The following is a 16,922-nucleotide window of genomic DNA, read 5'->3' on the forward strand; positions in this document are numbered from 1 at the left end:
CGCAAACGAGGTCCGGTGACCCGCAGTCACTTCGCCGAACCGTTACACACCCTCATGCGCGACGTATCGAGACACGAGAAACCCGTTGTCCAGCTTGACGATCTGACCCACGACCAGCTTGTCGGCCGGATCCGCACCGGACAGCCCGCCCGCGCCGGGCCGGGCGAACGTCAGCCTCCCGGACGCGCCCGGGAAGTCACGCAAAGTGTGCAGCTTGCCGAATACCGCTTCTCGTGACGCCTCAACGCCAGTTGACTGCGCGACCACGCTGACGGAGTCATAAGCCAACATAATGTGTCCGTTGGGGCCCGAAAGGAATGCCTTCCGCGCGTGCCGCTTCTGCGCCGCCTCATAGGTGGTGAAGAACTGTTGCGTCGACTGGGGAATCGGCTCGCGGCCGGACGTCCACGCGAACGTCGTGAAGTACAGCCTGCCGTCGGCGAATCGTTTGATGTCTTCCAAATCCGTGAAGTTCGTCGTCTCCAGCTGGGTCAGGTCGTCACCGCCGAACACCACCGGATCGGTGCAGTTGCTGCGACTCAGCTCGGTCAGCAGCCCGCCGACTTCCGCTGTGCGGCCCGTGTAGAGGATGAGCGGGTTCGGTGACTTCTGGCAGATGTCCCGCACGACGTTGCCGAGCTGCGCGGCCACCGCGTTCGCTGTCTCGTCGTAGTCGTGCAGTTCCGGCCTGAGCACGTCCTGGAACTCCTCCGCGAGATCCGAGCTGTACTCGTCACCGGTGCTCCGCATGAGGTGCAACGGACGCCCTCGCAACGCTTCGGTGCGTTCGATGATCCGGGCGGCGACCTGAGCCTGCCGCTTGTTGGACGGCGCGATGCGGAAGAAGTAGGGCATCAGGCTGAAACTCGTCGACGACAGCGACGAGCCGACCATCGGGATGCCGTTCGGGTGTTCCTTCGACGGACCCAGGACGCCGAGCGCGGACTGCGTGGTGCCGCGGCTCTGCCCGAGCCCGGTCACGGCGACCACCTTCGGGTCGCGCTCTGCGTACTCGCGGATCTGCCGCGCGACGACCTCCGCGTGTGCGGACTCGCCGCCGAAGTTCGCGAGAACCAGGCGCACCAACGGGTTGCGGCCGAGACCGTCGAGCTGGTTCCAGTCTCGCTGGGCCAGATACGCGCCACGCAGCTCGTTCACCCCGGCGGACAGGTCGCGTTTCACCCGCTCGTTGGAGCTGAGCATCGTGGCGACCACGATCGTGACGACGCTGCGGTCCCTCACCTTGGCGGCGCGGTCGTTCTCCTCGGCGATGAGCTTGGCGAGCTCCTCGACCTCCGCGTCGTCGTTGTTCTGCAACGTCGGGTCACCGTAGGCGAACCGGCCCGGTTTCTCGCTCAGGCCAACGCACTGCACTCCATCCATTTTGGACAGACGAGTCCGCTTACCGGCGAGGTCCGCGACGAGCTCGTCGGGTTCGTAGAGGCCGTAACGCAGGCAGTAGTTGCTGGTCTGCAAGTAGAATGCCGCGCCGTATAACACAAGCAGCACGACGACGAGGTAGACGGCCACGCGGCGCAACGCGTTGCGGCCGGGCCAGCGTCGCGGATACGGGTAGCGGGCGACGCTGGACGAGCGCGGCAACGATGCCGGCGGCGACGCGGGTGTGTTGTGTTCGAGCGCGCGTTTCGTTGTGCGGTAAGCGGTGAGGCGTTCCTCGGCGCCGTCGAGCTCCTGGTGGGTGCGCAGCACGCGGTCGTACATCTCGACCGTCGGCCGCACGATCCGGCTGCGTGACCGCAGTTCCCAGGTCGCGATGACGGCGTCCTCCAGTAGCCCGGTCTCCGGCCGCACCACGCGGTCGTAGCGGCGGTGAAGGTTCTTCTTCGTGCCGGTGCGCAGACGTTCCCACCACGTGACCGGCTGGTCCTCGAACTCCGGTTCGCCTTCGCCGGGCGGCATCGGGGCTTCCGCGATGGCCGCGAGCTCGGCGATCCAGCGGTCGCTGCGTTCGTCGACGTGCGGGCGCAGGCGATGCGCGACGAGGTGGACTTCGCCGAGCGCCAGGGCGTGGTAGAGCGCGTCTTCGCGTTGCCCGAGACTGTCGTAGCGATCCTTCAGCAACCGATGGACATTCGTGTGCGAGAACGGTTGGCCTTCCGGGACCTCGCGCAGTCTGCGCGCCAGCAGGTCGCGCAACAACGGGTGCAGCACGAAGTTGTCGCCCTGCTGCGTCACGAAACTGAGCTGTGCCAGGAGACTGCGCATGTTCTCGGCCGACCAGGTGGCCGGCAGCAGCGCGCGGATCACGTGCCGGTCGAGCAGGCGCGGGGCGGCGAGGCGGGCGAAGATCTCGCGCGCGGCCTCGCGTTCCGGCATTTCCTCGGCACCGGGAATCCGTTGGAAGAAGCGGAGAAGCAGGTAGTCGCCGACCGTGGCGTCCTGGAACGTCGTGGTCTCGTCGACCGGCAGCCGTTCGTCGAACACCGAGCGCACCGACGGCAGCACCTGGTCGCGCGCGAACACGAACTGCACGAGCTGGATGGCGAGCCGGACCGCGAGCGGATGGCCGTGCGTGACCTCCTGCAACTCCTCGACGAGCGCTTCGGACTCGACGGTGCTGTTGCGGGTGCGGTTCCACTCGGCGAGGAACTGCCGTGTCTGCGCCAACGTGAAGGGTTCCAGGCGGACTGGCTTGAACACCGTCGAGTCGGGCAACGAGGGCGCGGACTGTTTGGTGGCGATCACGAGCAGCGGCACGTGCGGCTCCTGGTCGCGCCGCTCAGCGAGAAGACTCAGGAAGTCGGTGGCGCGCGCGGTTGGCCGTGGCCGTTTCGGTGGCAGGTAGGAGTCGATGCCGTCGAGGAGGTCGGCGCCGTCGAGCAGCAACAGGCTGTTCATCCTGCGGTAGCGGCGGAACCGGTAGGCGGCCGTGATGTCGGCGAGGAAGGCGGCGACGAGCAACCGGTCGATCGCCAGCGTGTCGCCGGCCCGGTTCAGGTTCCACATGTGCACGAGCGCAGCGTCGAACTTCGGGCGCCCCACGTAGTTCTCGAACCAGCGCAACGCACTCGCGACCCGCGGCCCGCCGAGCAGCCAGCGCAACGGCCGCGGCGCGACCACGGCGAGTCCGATGAGCCACAGCAGCAGTGGCCTGAGCACCTTCCCGAGGCCCTGCGCGGGCGGCAGCACCTCGACGACCTCGGCGGCGTCGGCGACCGCGACGAGCCGGGTCATCTGCTTGGCGGCGAGCTCACGGGCGCGGTGATGCGGGTCGTCGGTCTGCTCGGTCTGCAACGCGAGCCGGGCGAGGTCGTAGCGGGGCAGGCGCATGCGGCCGAACTCGGCGTGCTGGTAGGACCGCAGCTGTTCGGCGGCGACGTCGAGGATGTCCTTGCAGGAGCGGGAACCGGCCTTGTCGAGATCGACTTTGGCGGTGGGTGCGTCGGGGTAGCGCCGGCGGACGTGGTCGAGCAGCGCCGTCTTGCCGCTGCCGCCAGGACCGAACGCGACGATCACCGGCAGGGTCTGCTTCGCGCGGCGCTCCACCAGGGACTCCACCAGTGCGGTGATGTCGTCCCTGCCGACGAGCCCGATCTCCGGTTCCAGCGCCATGATCCTCTGACGCTTCGGAGACCGATTCTGTTCCGTGTCTAACGGTCTGCGTGCAGCCTGGCGACGAAGCTGAACCGATCGCCCCGGTAGAGCGACCGGGCCCGTTCGATCGGGTGGCCTTCCACGTCGTAGGAGACGCGGTGCAGCAGCAGCATCGGCAACGCGGGGTTGGTGCCGATGAGCAGGGCTTCCCTCGGTGTCGCGAGCACCGTCTCGACGCGTTCCTCGGCCTCGGCGAACCGCACGCCGAGCCGTTCGGTGAGGCACGCGTAGAGCGATCCGGCGGGGTCGAGCTTGTCCATCAGGTCGGGGAAGCGGCGGCTGCTCAGGTAGGTCGACTCGAGGCCGATGCGCTCGTCGTCGGCGAGCAGGACGCGTTCGAGGTGGACGACCGGGTCGCCCGGTTCGAGCATCAGGTCGCGGGCGAGGCCGTCGTCGGCGCTGAGCTCCTCGAGCGTGATCACCGTGCGGGTCGGCTCGACACCCTGACGCCGCATGCCCTCGGTGTAGCTGACCAGCGACAACGGCTGGACGAGCTTCGGCGGCGCGACGAACGTGCCGCTGCCCTGGCGACGGATGAGCTTGCCTTCGAGCACCAGTTCGCTGACGGCCTGGCGGAGCGTGACGCGCGAGACGGAGAACCGTTCGGCGAGCTCGCGTTCGGACGGCAGGACGGTGCCTTCGCCGAGGGTCTCGACGAGGTCGAACAGCTCGGCCTTCACCGCGTAGTAGCGCGGGACACGGCCGTGTTCTGGAATGCCCGCGCGAACGGGTCGATCAGCGCGGTGCGGCGGCACTCGGTTCACGTGGCGTGAGCATACGTCACACCTTGTGTGATCAGGGGGCCAGCTTCGGCGGGTCGGGGATCTTGTAGCCGGAAGATCCGATGTTGGCTTCCAGCGACTTCCGCCAGGCGCCCGTGTCGATCATCTTCTGCAGCGCGGCCTGGACCTTCGCCTTGCTGGCGGGGTCGTTGCGGTGCAGGCCGACGCCGTACTCCTCCTTGCTGAACGGGTCGCCGACGACCCGCAGCAGCTCGGGGTTCTGGGCCGCGTAGCCCGCGAGCAGGACGTCGTCGGTGGTGACGGCGTCGACGTTCTCCGCGAGCAGCGCCGTCACGCAGTCGCTGAACTTCGCGTACTCGACCATCTTCACGTCGTTCGCGAACTGGTCGCGCACGTAGGCCGCGGAGGTGGAGCCCGCGGTGGAGCACAGGCGCAGGCTGGCGTTGAGCGACTTCGGGCCGTCGATTCGGGTCTCGTTCATGCGCACCAGCAGGTCCTGACCGGCGACGAAGTACGGGCCGACGAAGTCGATCAGTTCCTTGCGCTTGTCCGTGATCGAGTAGGTGGAGACGACGAGATCGGCCTCACCGCTGGTCAGGAGCGTCTCCCGGTTGCCGGGCTGCGCTTCCTTCCAGGTGATGTTCTGCTCCTTGACGCCGAACTCGTTCGCGATGAACTTGGCGACGTCGACGTCGAACCCGCGGTAGCTGCCGTCGAGCCTGCGCACCGCCATGCCCGGTTGGTCGTAGGAGACGGCGATGGTCAGGCGGTCGTTCGCGCTGGCCCTCCCGAGGATCGTGTTCTCGTCGCCGCCCGCGCAGGAGGCGAGCAAAAGCACGGCCGCACATGTTGTCGCCAGCAGGCGGAGGAGCGCTCTCGGCGTCATTCGTCCCTCTTACGAGTTATTCCACGGGCATGCGCCGACGCAGGATGCAACGTTGCTCGGCGATGCCGGAAACCTAAGCGGCGATCGGACGCATGTCCATACCTCGGGGCGAATGAGACAACGGAATCGTTGCGACGATGCGGTCAGCGCAAGCGGCGCGGACCGGCATCGTGCAGGGACGGAGGTGGCCCGATGACGATGCGCGCGCTGCTGACGAAAGCCCCTGCGGCAGAAGCAAGAACAGGTTCGAGTTTGAGCGAACGAACCTCCGGGAGGTCCTCTGCCAGTGCCGCCAAACGGAGTACCAGTTCCTGAAGCGCTTTCAGATCCGCGGGTTCGTCGCCGCGGTAACCCGTCAGTAGGGGTGCGGCTTTCGGTGCGGCAACGAGTTCCGCGGCGTCGGTGTCGGTGAGGGGTACTGCCCGGTAGGCGCGGTCGCCGAGAAGATCGCTGACGAGACCTGACAGTCCGAACCAGACCAACGTGCCGAAGCTCGGGTCGTCCTGCAGGCCGAGGACGCAGCTGACTCCCTTGGGCGCCATGCGTTGCACGTACACGCCGGGTTTACCGCTCAGTGCCGCGAGATCGTGGTACGCAGCCTTGACCGATTCCTGCTGCGCGATGTCGAGCCGGACGCCGACGAGGTCCGTGCGGTGGCGGAGGCGTTCGCTGGTGGCTTTCATCGCGACCGGGTAGCCGAGTTCGCCGGCGGCCTGCGCGGCTTCCTCGGCGCTGTGGGCGATGCGGAACGGGACGACGTCGATGCCGTAGCAGTTCAGCAGTTCGACGGCTTTCTGGTCGTCGAGCAGTTGTTCCGACTCGGTGTTGTCCACAATGGACCTCGCGCGGTCGAGGTCGATGCCGTCGGGCCGGGTGAAGTTGCCCTGGGGTGCGGCGCGCCAGCGGGCGTAGCGGATCATGCGGGCCAATGCGAGAACGGCGCGTTCCGGGCTGGCGTAGCTCGGAATGGAACCTTTCCCGGGAACCTTCAGCTCGTCCGGAATTCCTTCGACCGCGAGGAACGTGGAGACGATGGGTTTCGTGCCGTGCGCGGCTTCCTTGAGCGCGCGGGCATAGGCCGTGCCGGGGACGGCGATCGGTGGCACGAACACGACGACGAGGGCGTCCGTGTCGGGGCGGTTGAGCGCTTCCTGGACGGCCTTGGCGAACTCCTCGGGGGTGGCCTGCGCGCCGACGTCGACGGGCTCGCCGGCGAGTTCGAGGTCCTGGGCGAGCAGGGTGTCGGCGGCGAGCAGGCCGATGGCGGTGGAGTTGCCGACGACGGCGACGCGCTTGCCCTTGGGCAGCGGCTGGTTGGCCAGCAGGAGCGCGGTGTCGAACAGCTGGGCCAGCGAGTCGACCCTGATCACACCGGCCTGCTCGAACAGCGCCTGGACGCTCGCCTCGTCGACCTTGGCGCCGGTGGCGGCGAGACCGGGGACGACGGCGTGCCGGCCGGACTTGACCGCGACGATCGGCTTGGTGCGGCCGAGCCGTCGCGCGAGCCTGGCGAACTTGCGCGGGTTGCCGAACGACTCCAGGTAGAGCAGGACGACGTCGGTGGCGGGATCGGTCTCCCAGTACTGCAGGAGGTCGTTGCCGGAGACGTCGGCGCGGTTGCCCGCCGAGACGAACGTGGACAGGCCGAGGCCCCAGCCAGCGGCGTTGGCGAGGATGGCCGTGCCGAGGGCGCCGGACTGGCAGAAGAAGCCCGCGCGGCCTCTCGTCGGCAGCTGCGGGGCGAGGCTCGCGTTGAGCCTGACCTTGGGGTCGAGGTTGAGCACGCCGAGTGCGTTCGGACCGACGACGCGCATGCCGTGCGCTCTCGCCTCGGCCGCGAGCCTGCGTTCTGCTGACAGCCCGTCCGGCCCCGTCTCGCCGTAGCCGCTGCTGACGACGACGAGCGCCTTCACGCCCTTCGCGAGACACGCGTCCATGACCTCGTCGACGCTGGCCGCAGGAACGGCGACGACGGCGAGGTCGACGTCGTCGGGGATGTCGAGCACGGTCGGGTACGCCCGGACACCCCGTACCGCGCGGTGCTCGGCGTTGACGGGGTAGACGGGCCCGTTGAAGTCCGCTTCGAGGAGGTTCTTGAGGACCGCGTGCCCGATCTTGGTCGGGTCGGTGGACGCCCCGATGACGGCGACTGACCTGGGGTGCAGCAGGTTGTGCACGCTGCGGGCCTCGGCGGCCTGCTCGCGGGCCCTGGCGACGGCGACGGACTCGTCGGTGGGGTCGATCGCGAACTCCAGGTGCAGCACGCCCTCCTCGAACGCCCTGCTGACCTGGTACCCGGCGTCGCGGAACACCCGGACCATCTGCCCGTTCTCGGCCAGCACCTCGGCCTCGAACCGGGTGAGCCCGACCTCCCTGGCCGCGGCGGCGAGGTGTTCGAGCAGGATGCTGCCCAGCCCACGCCCCTGGTGCCCGTCCTCGACGACGAACGCGACCTCGGCCGACTCCCCCTCGTGCAGCCGGTCGAACCTGCCGACCGCGACGATGTCGTCGCCGAGCAGCGCGATGAGCGCCACCCGGTCGTGGTGGTCGACCGTGCTGAACCGCTCGAGGTCCCGCTGCGGGATGCGCGGGTAGGGCCCGAAGTAGCGGAAGTACCGCGTCCGTTCGGACAGCCGCCCGTGGAACTCCCGCAGCTTGTCGCCGTCGTCCGGTGTGATCGGTCGCAGGTGAACCGTGCGGCCGTCGCTGAGGACGACGTCCGCCTCCCACTGCCGGGGAAAGTCGAACGGATCTCTGGAGCCCACTGTGGTTTCAGTCCCTGGGGTCGTCGGGATCGAGCCCGTGCAACGGGAATACCGCGCGACGCGTGTCGCGAATCGCCTTGTCCACCGGCTCCTGCGCGTCCCCGCCCCACGGCTGGTGCACAGCGTCGCACTCATCGGTCATCGACGCAGGCAACGGCCAGTCAGGTGCGATGCGTGTCGCATGCGCGACCCACTCGGCGGGCAACGGCCGGTTCGGGTCCACATCGCGGTCCAGCACGGTCGCCAGCAGGTGCGTCCACGACCGCGGCACCACCCTGAGCAGCTCGTACCCGCCGCCCCCGAGCGCCAGCCACTTGAACCCGTGCTCGTTCACCAGCTCCCGGAACGCCTGGTAGATCGCCCGATGCCCGTCCACGCTCAACGCGAGATCCGCGAGCGGATCCTCCTTGTGAGTGTCCACACCGCACTGCGTGACCAGCACCTGCGGCCGAAACGCCTTCAGCAACGCCGGCACCGTCGCGTGAAACGCCCGCAACCACGCCCCGTCCTTCGTCCCGGCCGGCAACGCCACGTTGACCGCACTCCCCTCAGCCCCTGTGCCGCCAACCTCACCGGCCCACCCGGTCCCAGGCCACAGGCTCATCGGATGCTGATGCAACGACACCGTCAACACGCGCGGGTCGTCCCAGAACGCCGTCTGCACCCCATCCCCGTGATGCACATCGGCATCCACATACGCGATGCGCTCCACCCCGCTGCGCAACAACCACTCAATGGCCACCGCACAGTCGTTGTAAACGCAAAACCCAGCCGCACTGTCCGGCATCGCGTGGTGCAGCCCACCAGCGATGTTGACCGCCCGATCCACCTCACCGGACGCAATCGCCCGCGCCGCCGCCAACGACCCGCCGACCACCAACGCCGAAGCCTCGTGCATGCGCTCAAAGACCGGATTGTCCGGCGTCCCCAACCCGTGCCCGACATCCCACCCGGCCGTGGGCGCAGCCTGCACAGCACTCAAGTACCCAGGCTTGTGCACCAGCTCGATCTCGTCATCGCTGGCCGCCTCAGGCACCCGCAACTCCACACCCTCGAGCACCCCGAGCGCCGTGGCGAGCCGGACCGTCAGATCAAGCCGGACAGGATTCAACGGATGGTCGCCACCGAGGTCGTACCCGAGGAAGGACCGATCCCAGACAACAGCGGCTGGCTTACCCATGACCAGCAACCTACCCACCGATCGGCCCAACCGGTGATCACGTCTTGGCAGCCACCCGCTCGCCGCCCGCCTCCCCAGCCCCGCCTACAGTCCCTCCGCCAACCACCAGCGCCCAAACCACTCTCACCGAACAGGGACCAGAGGCGACATGCACCAGCGACCAGCGGCCGTCCTCCTAGCGCTGATCCTGCCCCTCGCCGCCCTCACCGGCTGCAGCGGCCAGATCAAGGGCTCAGCCACAGCCGACCCCAACGCCGCCGAGGCCCCAGCCACCCCACCCGCAACCTCGAAGAAGCCCTCGACCAGCACCCCGACCTCAACCCCCGCCCCGAAACAACAGGGCAACGTCAAGATCACCGCCAAGAAGAAGACCACCGGCCTGGAAACCTGCGGCGTACTCAAGTCCGCAGACATCCAAGCCGCCACCGGCGGCAAGACCTCAGCGGACGGCAGCTGCACCCACAGCACCACCGACCCCTCGACCTTCATCACCCAGATGGTCACGGTCCCCGACGTGACAGACCAAGAGGGCGAGAAGAAGCAGCTCGAAATCGGCGGCAACACCGCCTGGCAGGTCAGCTCCTCCAAGGCGGACTGCCAGGTGACCGTCATGCTCACCGACGACCCGGCAGCCATCACCTCGGCCTTCTCGGTGAGCGTCCTGGCCATCGAGGACTTCGACACCTGCGCAGCAGCCCTGAAACTCGCCACCCAAGGCTTCGACCGCATCCCGAACGCCTGACCAGGTCGTCGCCATGCACGACGGGCGGATCAGTCACCCCGCGATCGCGCCCGTCGCGCCAGCCACCGTCCGTGCCACCCACGGCCCGCTCAGCCACCGCCGCGCGCCGCCCACCTCAGCCGCAGACAGGTCAGCCGCCGGTCGCGACCTCCCGGTCCAACGCGCACCAGTTGGACCACGACCCGGCGTACAGCGCCGCAGGCTTCTCAGCCGATGTGATCCCGGCAACCTCCAGCGCCAGCACAACAGACGACGCGGTCACACCAGACCCGCAGTACGCGCCAACAGCCACGTCACTCGACACGCCGATGCCCTCGAACCGCTCCGCCAACTCGTCCGCGCCGAGCCACCGCCCGTCCGCGCCCACGTGCCCGGTCGTCGGCGCGTTGAGTGCCCCCGGAATGTGTCCAGCCTTCGGGTCCACCGGCTCGGTCTCGCCGCGGTAGCGCGCCGCCGCCCGCGCGTCGAGCAGCACGCCCTCCTGAGCGAGCGCCGCCGCCTCGTCTGCATCCAGGACGGGCATCTGCCCAGGACGCACCACCACGTCCCCGGCCGCGTCACCCGTCAGGGCCGCCGGTACCTCGGCCGTCACCGGCAGGCCGGCCGCCTCCCACGCGGCGAACCCGCCGTCCAGCACCGCCACCTCGCCGTAGCCGGCCCACCTCAGCAGCCACCACACCCGCGCGGCGACCGAGCCGTCCCCTGCGTCGTACGCCACGACACGCCCGCCCTCGCGCACGCCTGCGCGGCGCAGCACGTCCTGCAGCAGCTGGGGATCCGGCAGCGGATGCCTGCCACCAACGCCCGGCGGGGCGGACAGCTCGGTGTCGAGATCCACGTACACCGCGCCAGGCACGTGGCTGACCTCGTAGTCTTGGCGTCCGGGTGGTCCACCGAGACGCCACCGGACGTCCAGCACGACGGTGGCCGGCCGCGCACTGAGCGCGTCGGCGAGGGCCTCAGGAGTGATCAAGGGATGCACGACTCACATCCTGCACCCGCGCGGACACCTGTGTCCCCCGGCACGACTACCATTGACACCATACGAAGGGGAGCGGGTGTGAACGACCTCATCGACACCACGGAGATGTATCTCCGCACGATCTACGAGCTCGAAGAAGAGGGCGTCGTGCCTCTGCGCGCCCGCATCGCCGAGCGTCTCGGCCAAAGTGGACCGACGGTGAGCCAGACCGTCGGCCGCATGGAGCGCGACGGCTTGGTCGTGGTGGCGGAGGACCGCCACCTCGAGCTCACCGAGCAGGGCCGCAACCTCGCGATCGCCGTCATGCGCAAGCACCGGCTCGCCGAGCGCCTCCTCGTGGACATCATCGGGCTCGAGTGGGAGCACGTGCACAGCGAGGCATGCCGCTGGGAGCACGTGATGAGCGAGGCGGTCGAGCGCAAGCTCATCAAGCTGCTCGGCAACCCCACCACCTCGCCCTACGGCAACCCGATCCCCGGCCTCGACAAGCTGGGCGACGGCGAGCCCGCCCCGCCCGCCGAGGCGGACCTGGTGCGCGTGGACGAGGTGGCCCGCCGCGGCGGTGGCCGCGTCGAGGTGCGCCGCATCGCCGAGCACGTCCAGCTCGACCCGGACCTCATGGCCGAACTGAAGGACGCCGGCGTGGTGCCGGGCGGCACCGTGCAGGTCGACGCGCTCGGCGGCGCCAAGGTCGTCCAGGTGCGGGGCGGCAACGGCAACGTGGCGGAACTCGACCCCGCGGTCGCCCACGCCGTCCTGGTGCTCGCCCGGTGACCCAGGCGGCCACACCGGCGGAGAAGGCGGCCGCGGCGTTCCAACGCCTGCACGGACGCACTCCCGATGGGGTCTGGTCGGCACCGGGCCGCGTCAACCTCATCGGTGAGCACACCGACTACAACGACGGCTACGTGCTGCCGTTCGCGTTGCCCCACCGCATCGCGGTCGCGGCGTCGCCCCGTGTGGACGGTGTGCTGACCGTCAGCACGCTGGGCGACGACGGCGGGGTGCAGGACGCGGACCCGGTCGTGGTGGCGGACCTAGTCCCCGGCACCGTCAAGGGGTGGGCCGCGTACCCCAGTGGCGTCGCCTGGGCCCTCCGCGAGCAGGGGATCAACGTCAGCGGAGGAGCGGACCTCGTCCTCGCGGGCGACGTGCCCGCCGGGGCCGGTCTCTCCTCGTCGCACGCTCTGGAGTGCGCCGTCGCCCTCGCTCTGCTGGGGCTCGCCGGCGTCGACGCCGAGCGGCCCGAGATCGCGCGCTGGGTGCAGCGCTCCGAGAACGACTTCGTGGGCGCGCCAACCGGCATCCTGGACCAGACGGCATCGTTGTGCTGCGTCGAAGCGCACGCCCTGTTTTACGACGTGCGCTCCAGCAAGTCGGAACAGATCCCGTTCGACGCGGCTGCCAGCGGGCTCGAGGTGCTGGTCGTCGACACCCGCGCCAGCCACTCCCACGTCGACGGCGGCTACGGCGCCCGGCGGGCGGGCTGCGAGCGCGCCGCGGGCATCCTCGGCGTCCCCGCCCTGCGCGACGTCGACATCGCCGAACTCGACGACACGCTCGTCCGGCTGCCCGAAGAGCTGCGTCCGCTGGTGCGGCACGTCGTGACCGAGAACGACAGGGTCCTGCGCACCGTCGAGCTGCTCCGCGCGGGCGAGCTCGCCGACATCGGCCCCCTCATCTCGGCCTCCCACGCGAGTCTCCGGGACGACTACCGGGTCTCCTGCCTGGAGCTCGACGTCGCCGTCGACTCCGCGATGGCGGCCGGTGCGCTCGGCGCCAGGATGATCGGCGGCGGCTTCGGCGGCTCGGCCATCGCCCTCGTTCCAGTCGAGCGACGCGACGAGGTCGAACGCCGGGTGCTCGCCGGCTTTGCCTCGCGCTCGCTTGCGCGGCCGAGGCTCTTCACGGCTGTTCCGTCCGCGGGCGCGGGCAGGGACCGGTAGCGAACAACGATCTTGACCAGGAATGCGAGGACTGTGGTGAAGCTGCTCGTCACGGGCGGGGCCGGATACGTCGGCAGCGTGTGCGCCGCCCGGCTGCTCGAAGCCGGACACGAGGTGGTCGTCCTCGACGACCTCTCCACCGGGCACGAGGACGCTGTCCCCGCGGGAGCGCGCTTCATCCGGGGCGACATCGCCGAGGTGATCGGTGACGTCCTCGCGGAAGGGTTCGACGGTGTTCTGCACTTCGCGGCGAAGTCCCTCGTTGGCGAGTCCATGCAGGACCCCGGCAAGTATTGGACGGGCAACGTCCTTACTGCGATTCATCTGCTCGACGCGATGAAGGATCACGGCACGCCGAAGCTCGTCTTCTCCTCGACTGCCGCGACGTACGGCGAGCCGCGGGAGGTGCCGATCCCCGAGACCGCGCCGACCGCGCCCACCAACACCTACGGCGCCACCAAGCTGGCCATCGACCACGCAATCACGTCGTACGCCGCCGCGCACGGCCTGGCGGCGACGAGCCTGCGGTACTTCAACGTCGCCGGCGCCTACGGCAGCATCGGCGAGCGGCACACGACCGAGACCCACCTGATCCCGCTCGTCCTCCAGGTCGCGCTCGGGCAGCGGGAGCACATCTCGATCTACGGCGAGGACTGGCCCACCGAGGACGGCACCTGCATCCGCGACTACATCCACGTCACGGACCTCGCGGACGCCCACCTCCTCGCGCTCGACCACGCCACCGCCGGCGAGCACCGGATCTACAACCTCGGCAACGGCACGGGCTTCTCGGTGAAGCAGGTCATCGACACCTGCCGCGAGGTCACCGGCCACCCGATCCCCGCCGTCGTCGCCCCCAGGCGCGCGGGCGACCCGGCCGTTCTCGTCGCCTCCGCCGAGCGGGCCCGCACGGAGCTCGGCTGGAAACCCGAGCGCGCCGACCTCACCGGCATCGTCCGCGACGCGTGGAAGTTCACCCGCGCCCGGCACGGAGCCTGAGCCGGCATGACCGACTTCGCCTCCTTCGAGAGCTACAACGCCACGCCCAGGCTCGGGTCGCTCGCGCTGTCCCCGGACGGCACGCGGCTCGTCACGGTCGTCTCCTCGCTCGCTGCTGACGGCAAGACGTGGCAGGGCTCCCTCTGGGAGATCGACCCCACCGGCGAGCGGGACGCCGTCAGGCTCACCCGCTCCGCCAAGGGCGAATCCTCCCCCGTCTTCGCACCGGATGGTTCGCTGCTGTTCCTGTCGGCGCGCCCGGACCCGCTCGCGAAGCCGGGCCAGACCAACGAAAAGAAGGCGCTGTGGCGGCTTCCCGTCCACGGTGAGGCCGCCGAGCTGCTGCGGCCGGGAGGCGGAGTCGGCCAGATCCGCACCGCGGGCGAGACGCTTCTCTTCACGTCGTCGGCGTACCGTTTCACGGATTTCGGAGACCAGGACGACGCCAAGCGCAAGGCCCGTGAGGACGCCGGCGTGACGGCGATCCTGCACGAGTCGTACCCGATCAGGTACTGGGACGCCGACCTCGGGCCGAGCTACCCGCGCCTGTTCTCGGCCCCTCTCGCGGACATCACCGCCGAGAAGGTCGCCACCCTCAGCGAAGATGCCGAAAGCAGGTTCAGCGACGAGGACATCGCGCTGAGCCTCGACGGGAAGTGGGCCGTCCACGGCCACGGCGTCGACGTCAGCGCCTCCTACGGCCGCCGGACCGAACTGCGGCTCGTGGCCACGGACGGCAGCTCGTCGCGCGCCATCGCCTCCGAGGACGGCTTCTCGTTCTCCGACGCCGCCTTCACTCCCGACGGCTCCGCTGTGATCGCGATCCGGTTCCGCGAGTCCACTGCGGACACTCCATACCGGCGCGACCTGATCCGCATCGACCTGGCGGACGACTCGATCACGCCACTGGCGCCCGGCTTCCAGGAGGAGCCGGACCACCCGGTGGTGAGTCCTGACGGGTCCGCGGTGTTCTTCACCGCCAGCCATCTCGGACATCAGCCGGTGTGGCGGCTCGACCTCGGGAGCGGCGAGGTCACGAAGCTGACGATCTCGGGTTACTACAGCGACGTGGTCGTGAGCCCGGACAGCAAGACGCTGTACGCACTCCGCAACTCGATCGACCACCCGCCACAGCCCGTGCGGTTCGCCACCACCGGAGCCGACCAGGATCCAGAACGGCTGCGCGCGCCCGGTGCCATCGACTCGGTGCCCGGCACACTCACGGAGATCTCCACCGTCGTCGCCGACGGCAGGACCGTCCGTGCCTGGCTGGTGCTGCCGGAAGGCGCCTCCGCCGACTCCCCCGCACCGCTGGTGCTGTGGGTCCACGGCGGTCCGGTCATGAGCTGGAACGGCTGGACCTGGCGCTGGAACCCGTGGCTGATGGCCGCCCGCGGCTACGCCATCCTGCTGCCCGACCCCGCCCTGTCCACCGGGTACGGACCCGAGTTCATCGAGGCCGGCTGGGGTCGTTGGGGCGCCGAGCCCTACACCGACCTCATGGCCATCACGGACGCCGCGGTCGAGCGACGCGACATCGACGCTTCCCGCACCGCCGCGATGGGCGGTTCGTTCGGCGGCTACATGGCCAACTGGATCGCCACCCAGACCGACAGGTTCCGCGCGATCGTCACCCACGCTTCGTTGTGGCACCTCGACGCGTTCTCCGGCGGCACCGACAGCTCCTACTTCTGGATGCGGGAGATGGGCGACCCCCTCACCCAGCCGGAGCGGATCCAGGCCAACTCCCCGCACCTGCGGGTCGCCGACATCAAGACCCCCATGCTCGTCATCCACGGGGATAAGGACTACCGGGTTCCCATCGGCGAGGGGCATCGGCTGTACTTCGACCTCGTCCGCCACGGGGTCAATGCGAAGTACCTTTACTTCCCAACCGAAAACCACTGGATTCTCACCCCCGGGAACTCTCGGGTCTGGTACGAGACGGTGTGGGCGTTCCTCGCCGAGCACGTCCTGGATCAGGACTGGGAGCGACCGGAACTGCTCTGAGTGCTGCCGGCGAGCAACCTGCGGGCGTCGTCCAGGTACTTCTTGGACAGCTCCCGCATCTCATCCGGCGGGACCGCGGTGCTCAGAGCGGCTCGCAGGAGCTTGGCCAACGAGTGGCCGGGACAGGACTCCTCGGCCGCGTCGAGCGCGATGGCCGCGATCCCGCCGTCACCGCGCTGGTAGGCGTAGAACGCGAGCAGGCAAGCGGGCTCGGCGCGTTCCGGGGCCGGGCAGGACCTCGTGAGCTCCAGCCACAGGTGTTCGGCCTGCCTGGACCTGGCCTGGGTCGCGAACGCCATGCTGGCGTCCCGCACCTCGGGCACCGCCAGCGCCCTCGCCAATGCGACGATCTCCGCGTCCGGCAACGGTCCTTTGCGGTCGGCCACGGCATCGATCGCGTCACGCACCCGGTGCAGTTCGACGCCGGGATCAGGCTCGCCGGAACTCGTCGTGAGGTCGTCGAGCAACGCGGATCGGCGTTCCAGCGCATCAGGCGGGTCCAGTGCGGCGATCGCGGCCATGGCCGCGCGCGACTCGAACGTCACGTGGCCCTCGTGCGCTGACGCGGCAGCAACTGCGGACTGCTGCGGATCCGGAAGCGTTCCGTGGCAGTCGACGTCGAGGTAGCAGAGCCAGGGCGCGTCCTTCTGACACGACGGCAGCCACACCGCCTCGACGACCTCGACGCCCACGCCTCCCAGTTTGTGTCTGAGCGCGGTGACCAACGGCTCGTGCGGCAGTTCCTCGGGCATGTGTTCGCACGGCGGGCACACGACCACGAGGATCACGTCTGTCGCCCCGTGTTCGAGCAGGGGCGCTTCCAGTTGGGCCGCCAGCATTCCCCGATGTCGTGGACGCGGTAGGTCGACGCGCATGGTCATGCTGATGACGTGGTCTTTCAGCACCAGCACGACGAGCGACTCGGCCGGGTGGAACCCCATCAGGTGCGGGATCGCGGCGTAGAGGTCACCGGCGCCGCGGACTCGGATCGGTTTCGGGAGGGTTGTGGGCATGGGGCCCACTTTGGCGGGTGGGGTGGGCGGGAAGCCGGGGT

The 16,922-nt window shown here is 69.3% G+C and carries 12 protein-coding genes; 5 read left to right on the forward strand and 7 right to left on the reverse strand.

The genetic code is table 11. The features are described 5' to 3' along the window. Positions 1-42: 42 nt before the first annotated feature. The 5 genes from DI276_RS12260 to DI276_RS12280 all read right to left on the reverse strand — a co-directional run bounded on the left by DI276_RS12260 (position 43) and on the right by DI276_RS12280 (position 9,189). Positions 43-3,573 carry a hypothetical protein gene (locus tag DI276_RS12260; protein ID WP_112263432.1) on the reverse strand — a complete coding sequence of 1,177 codons (3,531 nt, stop codon included), beginning with the start codon at positions 3,571-3,573 and terminating at the stop codon, positions 43-45. A 38-nt stretch (positions 3,574-3,611) separates the two neighbouring features. Then, entirely contained in the window at positions 3,612-4,379 is a 768-nt protein-coding gene (locus DI276_RS12265; protein WP_112263433.1) for a GntR family transcriptional regulator, read from the reverse strand. 31 nt (positions 4,380-4,410) lie between these two features. Then, on the reverse strand, positions 4,411-5,196 hold the full coding sequence (locus DI276_RS12270; protein WP_232836613.1) for a glutamate ABC transporter substrate-binding protein: 786 nt from the start codon (positions 5,194-5,196) through the stop codon (positions 4,411-4,413). A 191-nt stretch (positions 5,197-5,387) separates the two neighbouring features. Beyond that, positions 5,388-8,009, reverse strand: a complete 2,622-nt coding sequence (locus DI276_RS12275; RefSeq protein ID WP_112263435.1) for a bifunctional acetate--CoA ligase family protein/GNAT family N-acetyltransferase — start codon at positions 8,007-8,009, stop codon at positions 5,388-5,390. Positions 8,010-8,016: 7 nt separating this feature from the next. Then, positions 8,017-9,189, reverse strand: a complete 1,173-nt coding sequence (locus DI276_RS12280; RefSeq protein WP_112263787.1) for an acetoin utilization protein AcuC — start codon at positions 9,187-9,189, stop codon at positions 8,017-8,019. A 148-nt stretch (positions 9,190-9,337) separates the two neighbouring features. Here DI276_RS12280 and DI276_RS12285 point away from each other — a divergent pair, with 148 nt between their 5' ends. Beyond that, on the forward strand, positions 9,338-9,931 hold the full coding sequence (locus tag DI276_RS12285) for a DUF3558 domain-containing protein (protein ID WP_112263436.1): 594 nt from the start codon (positions 9,338-9,340) through the stop codon (positions 9,929-9,931). Positions 9,932-10,061: 130 nt separating this feature from the next. Here DI276_RS12285 and DI276_RS12290 read toward each other — a convergent pair whose 3' ends face one another. Continuing rightward, positions 10,062-10,913 carry a sulfurtransferase gene (locus tag DI276_RS12290; protein WP_112263437.1) on the reverse strand — a complete coding sequence of 284 codons (852 nt, stop codon included), beginning with the start codon at positions 10,911-10,913 and terminating at the stop codon, positions 10,062-10,064. A 78-nt stretch (positions 10,914-10,991) separates the two neighbouring features. Between DI276_RS12290 and DI276_RS12295 the strand changes: the two genes are divergently transcribed. Genes DI276_RS12295 through DI276_RS12310 form a run of 4 tightly spaced genes read left to right on the forward strand, consistent with a single transcriptional unit; the run spans position 10,992 to position 15,868 of the window. Then, on the forward strand, positions 10,992-11,687 hold the full coding sequence (locus tag DI276_RS12295) for a metal-dependent transcriptional regulator (RefSeq protein WP_112263438.1): 696 nt from the start codon (positions 10,992-10,994) through the stop codon (positions 11,685-11,687). After that, entirely contained in the window at positions 11,684-12,859 is a 1,176-nt protein-coding gene (gene galK / locus DI276_RS12300; protein ID WP_112263439.1) for a galactokinase, read from the forward strand. Before DI276_RS12295 ends, galK begins: the two co-directional genes overlap by 4 nt. Positions 12,860-12,895: 36 nt before the next feature. Further along, the gene (galE, locus tag DI276_RS12305; RefSeq protein WP_112263788.1) at positions 12,896-13,858 is read left to right on the forward strand and encodes a UDP-glucose 4-epimerase GalE; all 963 of its coding nucleotides are present in this window, start codon (positions 12,896-12,898) and stop codon (positions 13,856-13,858) included. Between the two features lie 6 nt (positions 13,859-13,864). Then, positions 13,865-15,868 carry a S9 family peptidase gene (locus tag DI276_RS12310; protein ID WP_112263440.1) on the forward strand — a complete coding sequence of 668 codons (2,004 nt, stop codon included), beginning with the start codon at positions 13,865-13,867 and terminating at the stop codon, positions 15,866-15,868. On the opposite strand, the gene DI276_RS12315 is transcribed toward DI276_RS12310, so the two are convergent. After that, on the reverse strand, positions 15,838-16,922 hold a 1,085-nt coding region (locus DI276_RS12315; RefSeq protein ID WP_232836614.1), incomplete at its 5' end, for a DUF4192 domain-containing protein. The genes DI276_RS12310 and DI276_RS12315 overlap by 31 nt on opposite strands.

This window comes from Lentzea terrae (genome assembly GCF_003265345.1).
GTDB lineage: Bacteria > Actinomycetota > Actinomycetes > Mycobacteriales > Pseudonocardiaceae > Lentzea > Lentzea terrae.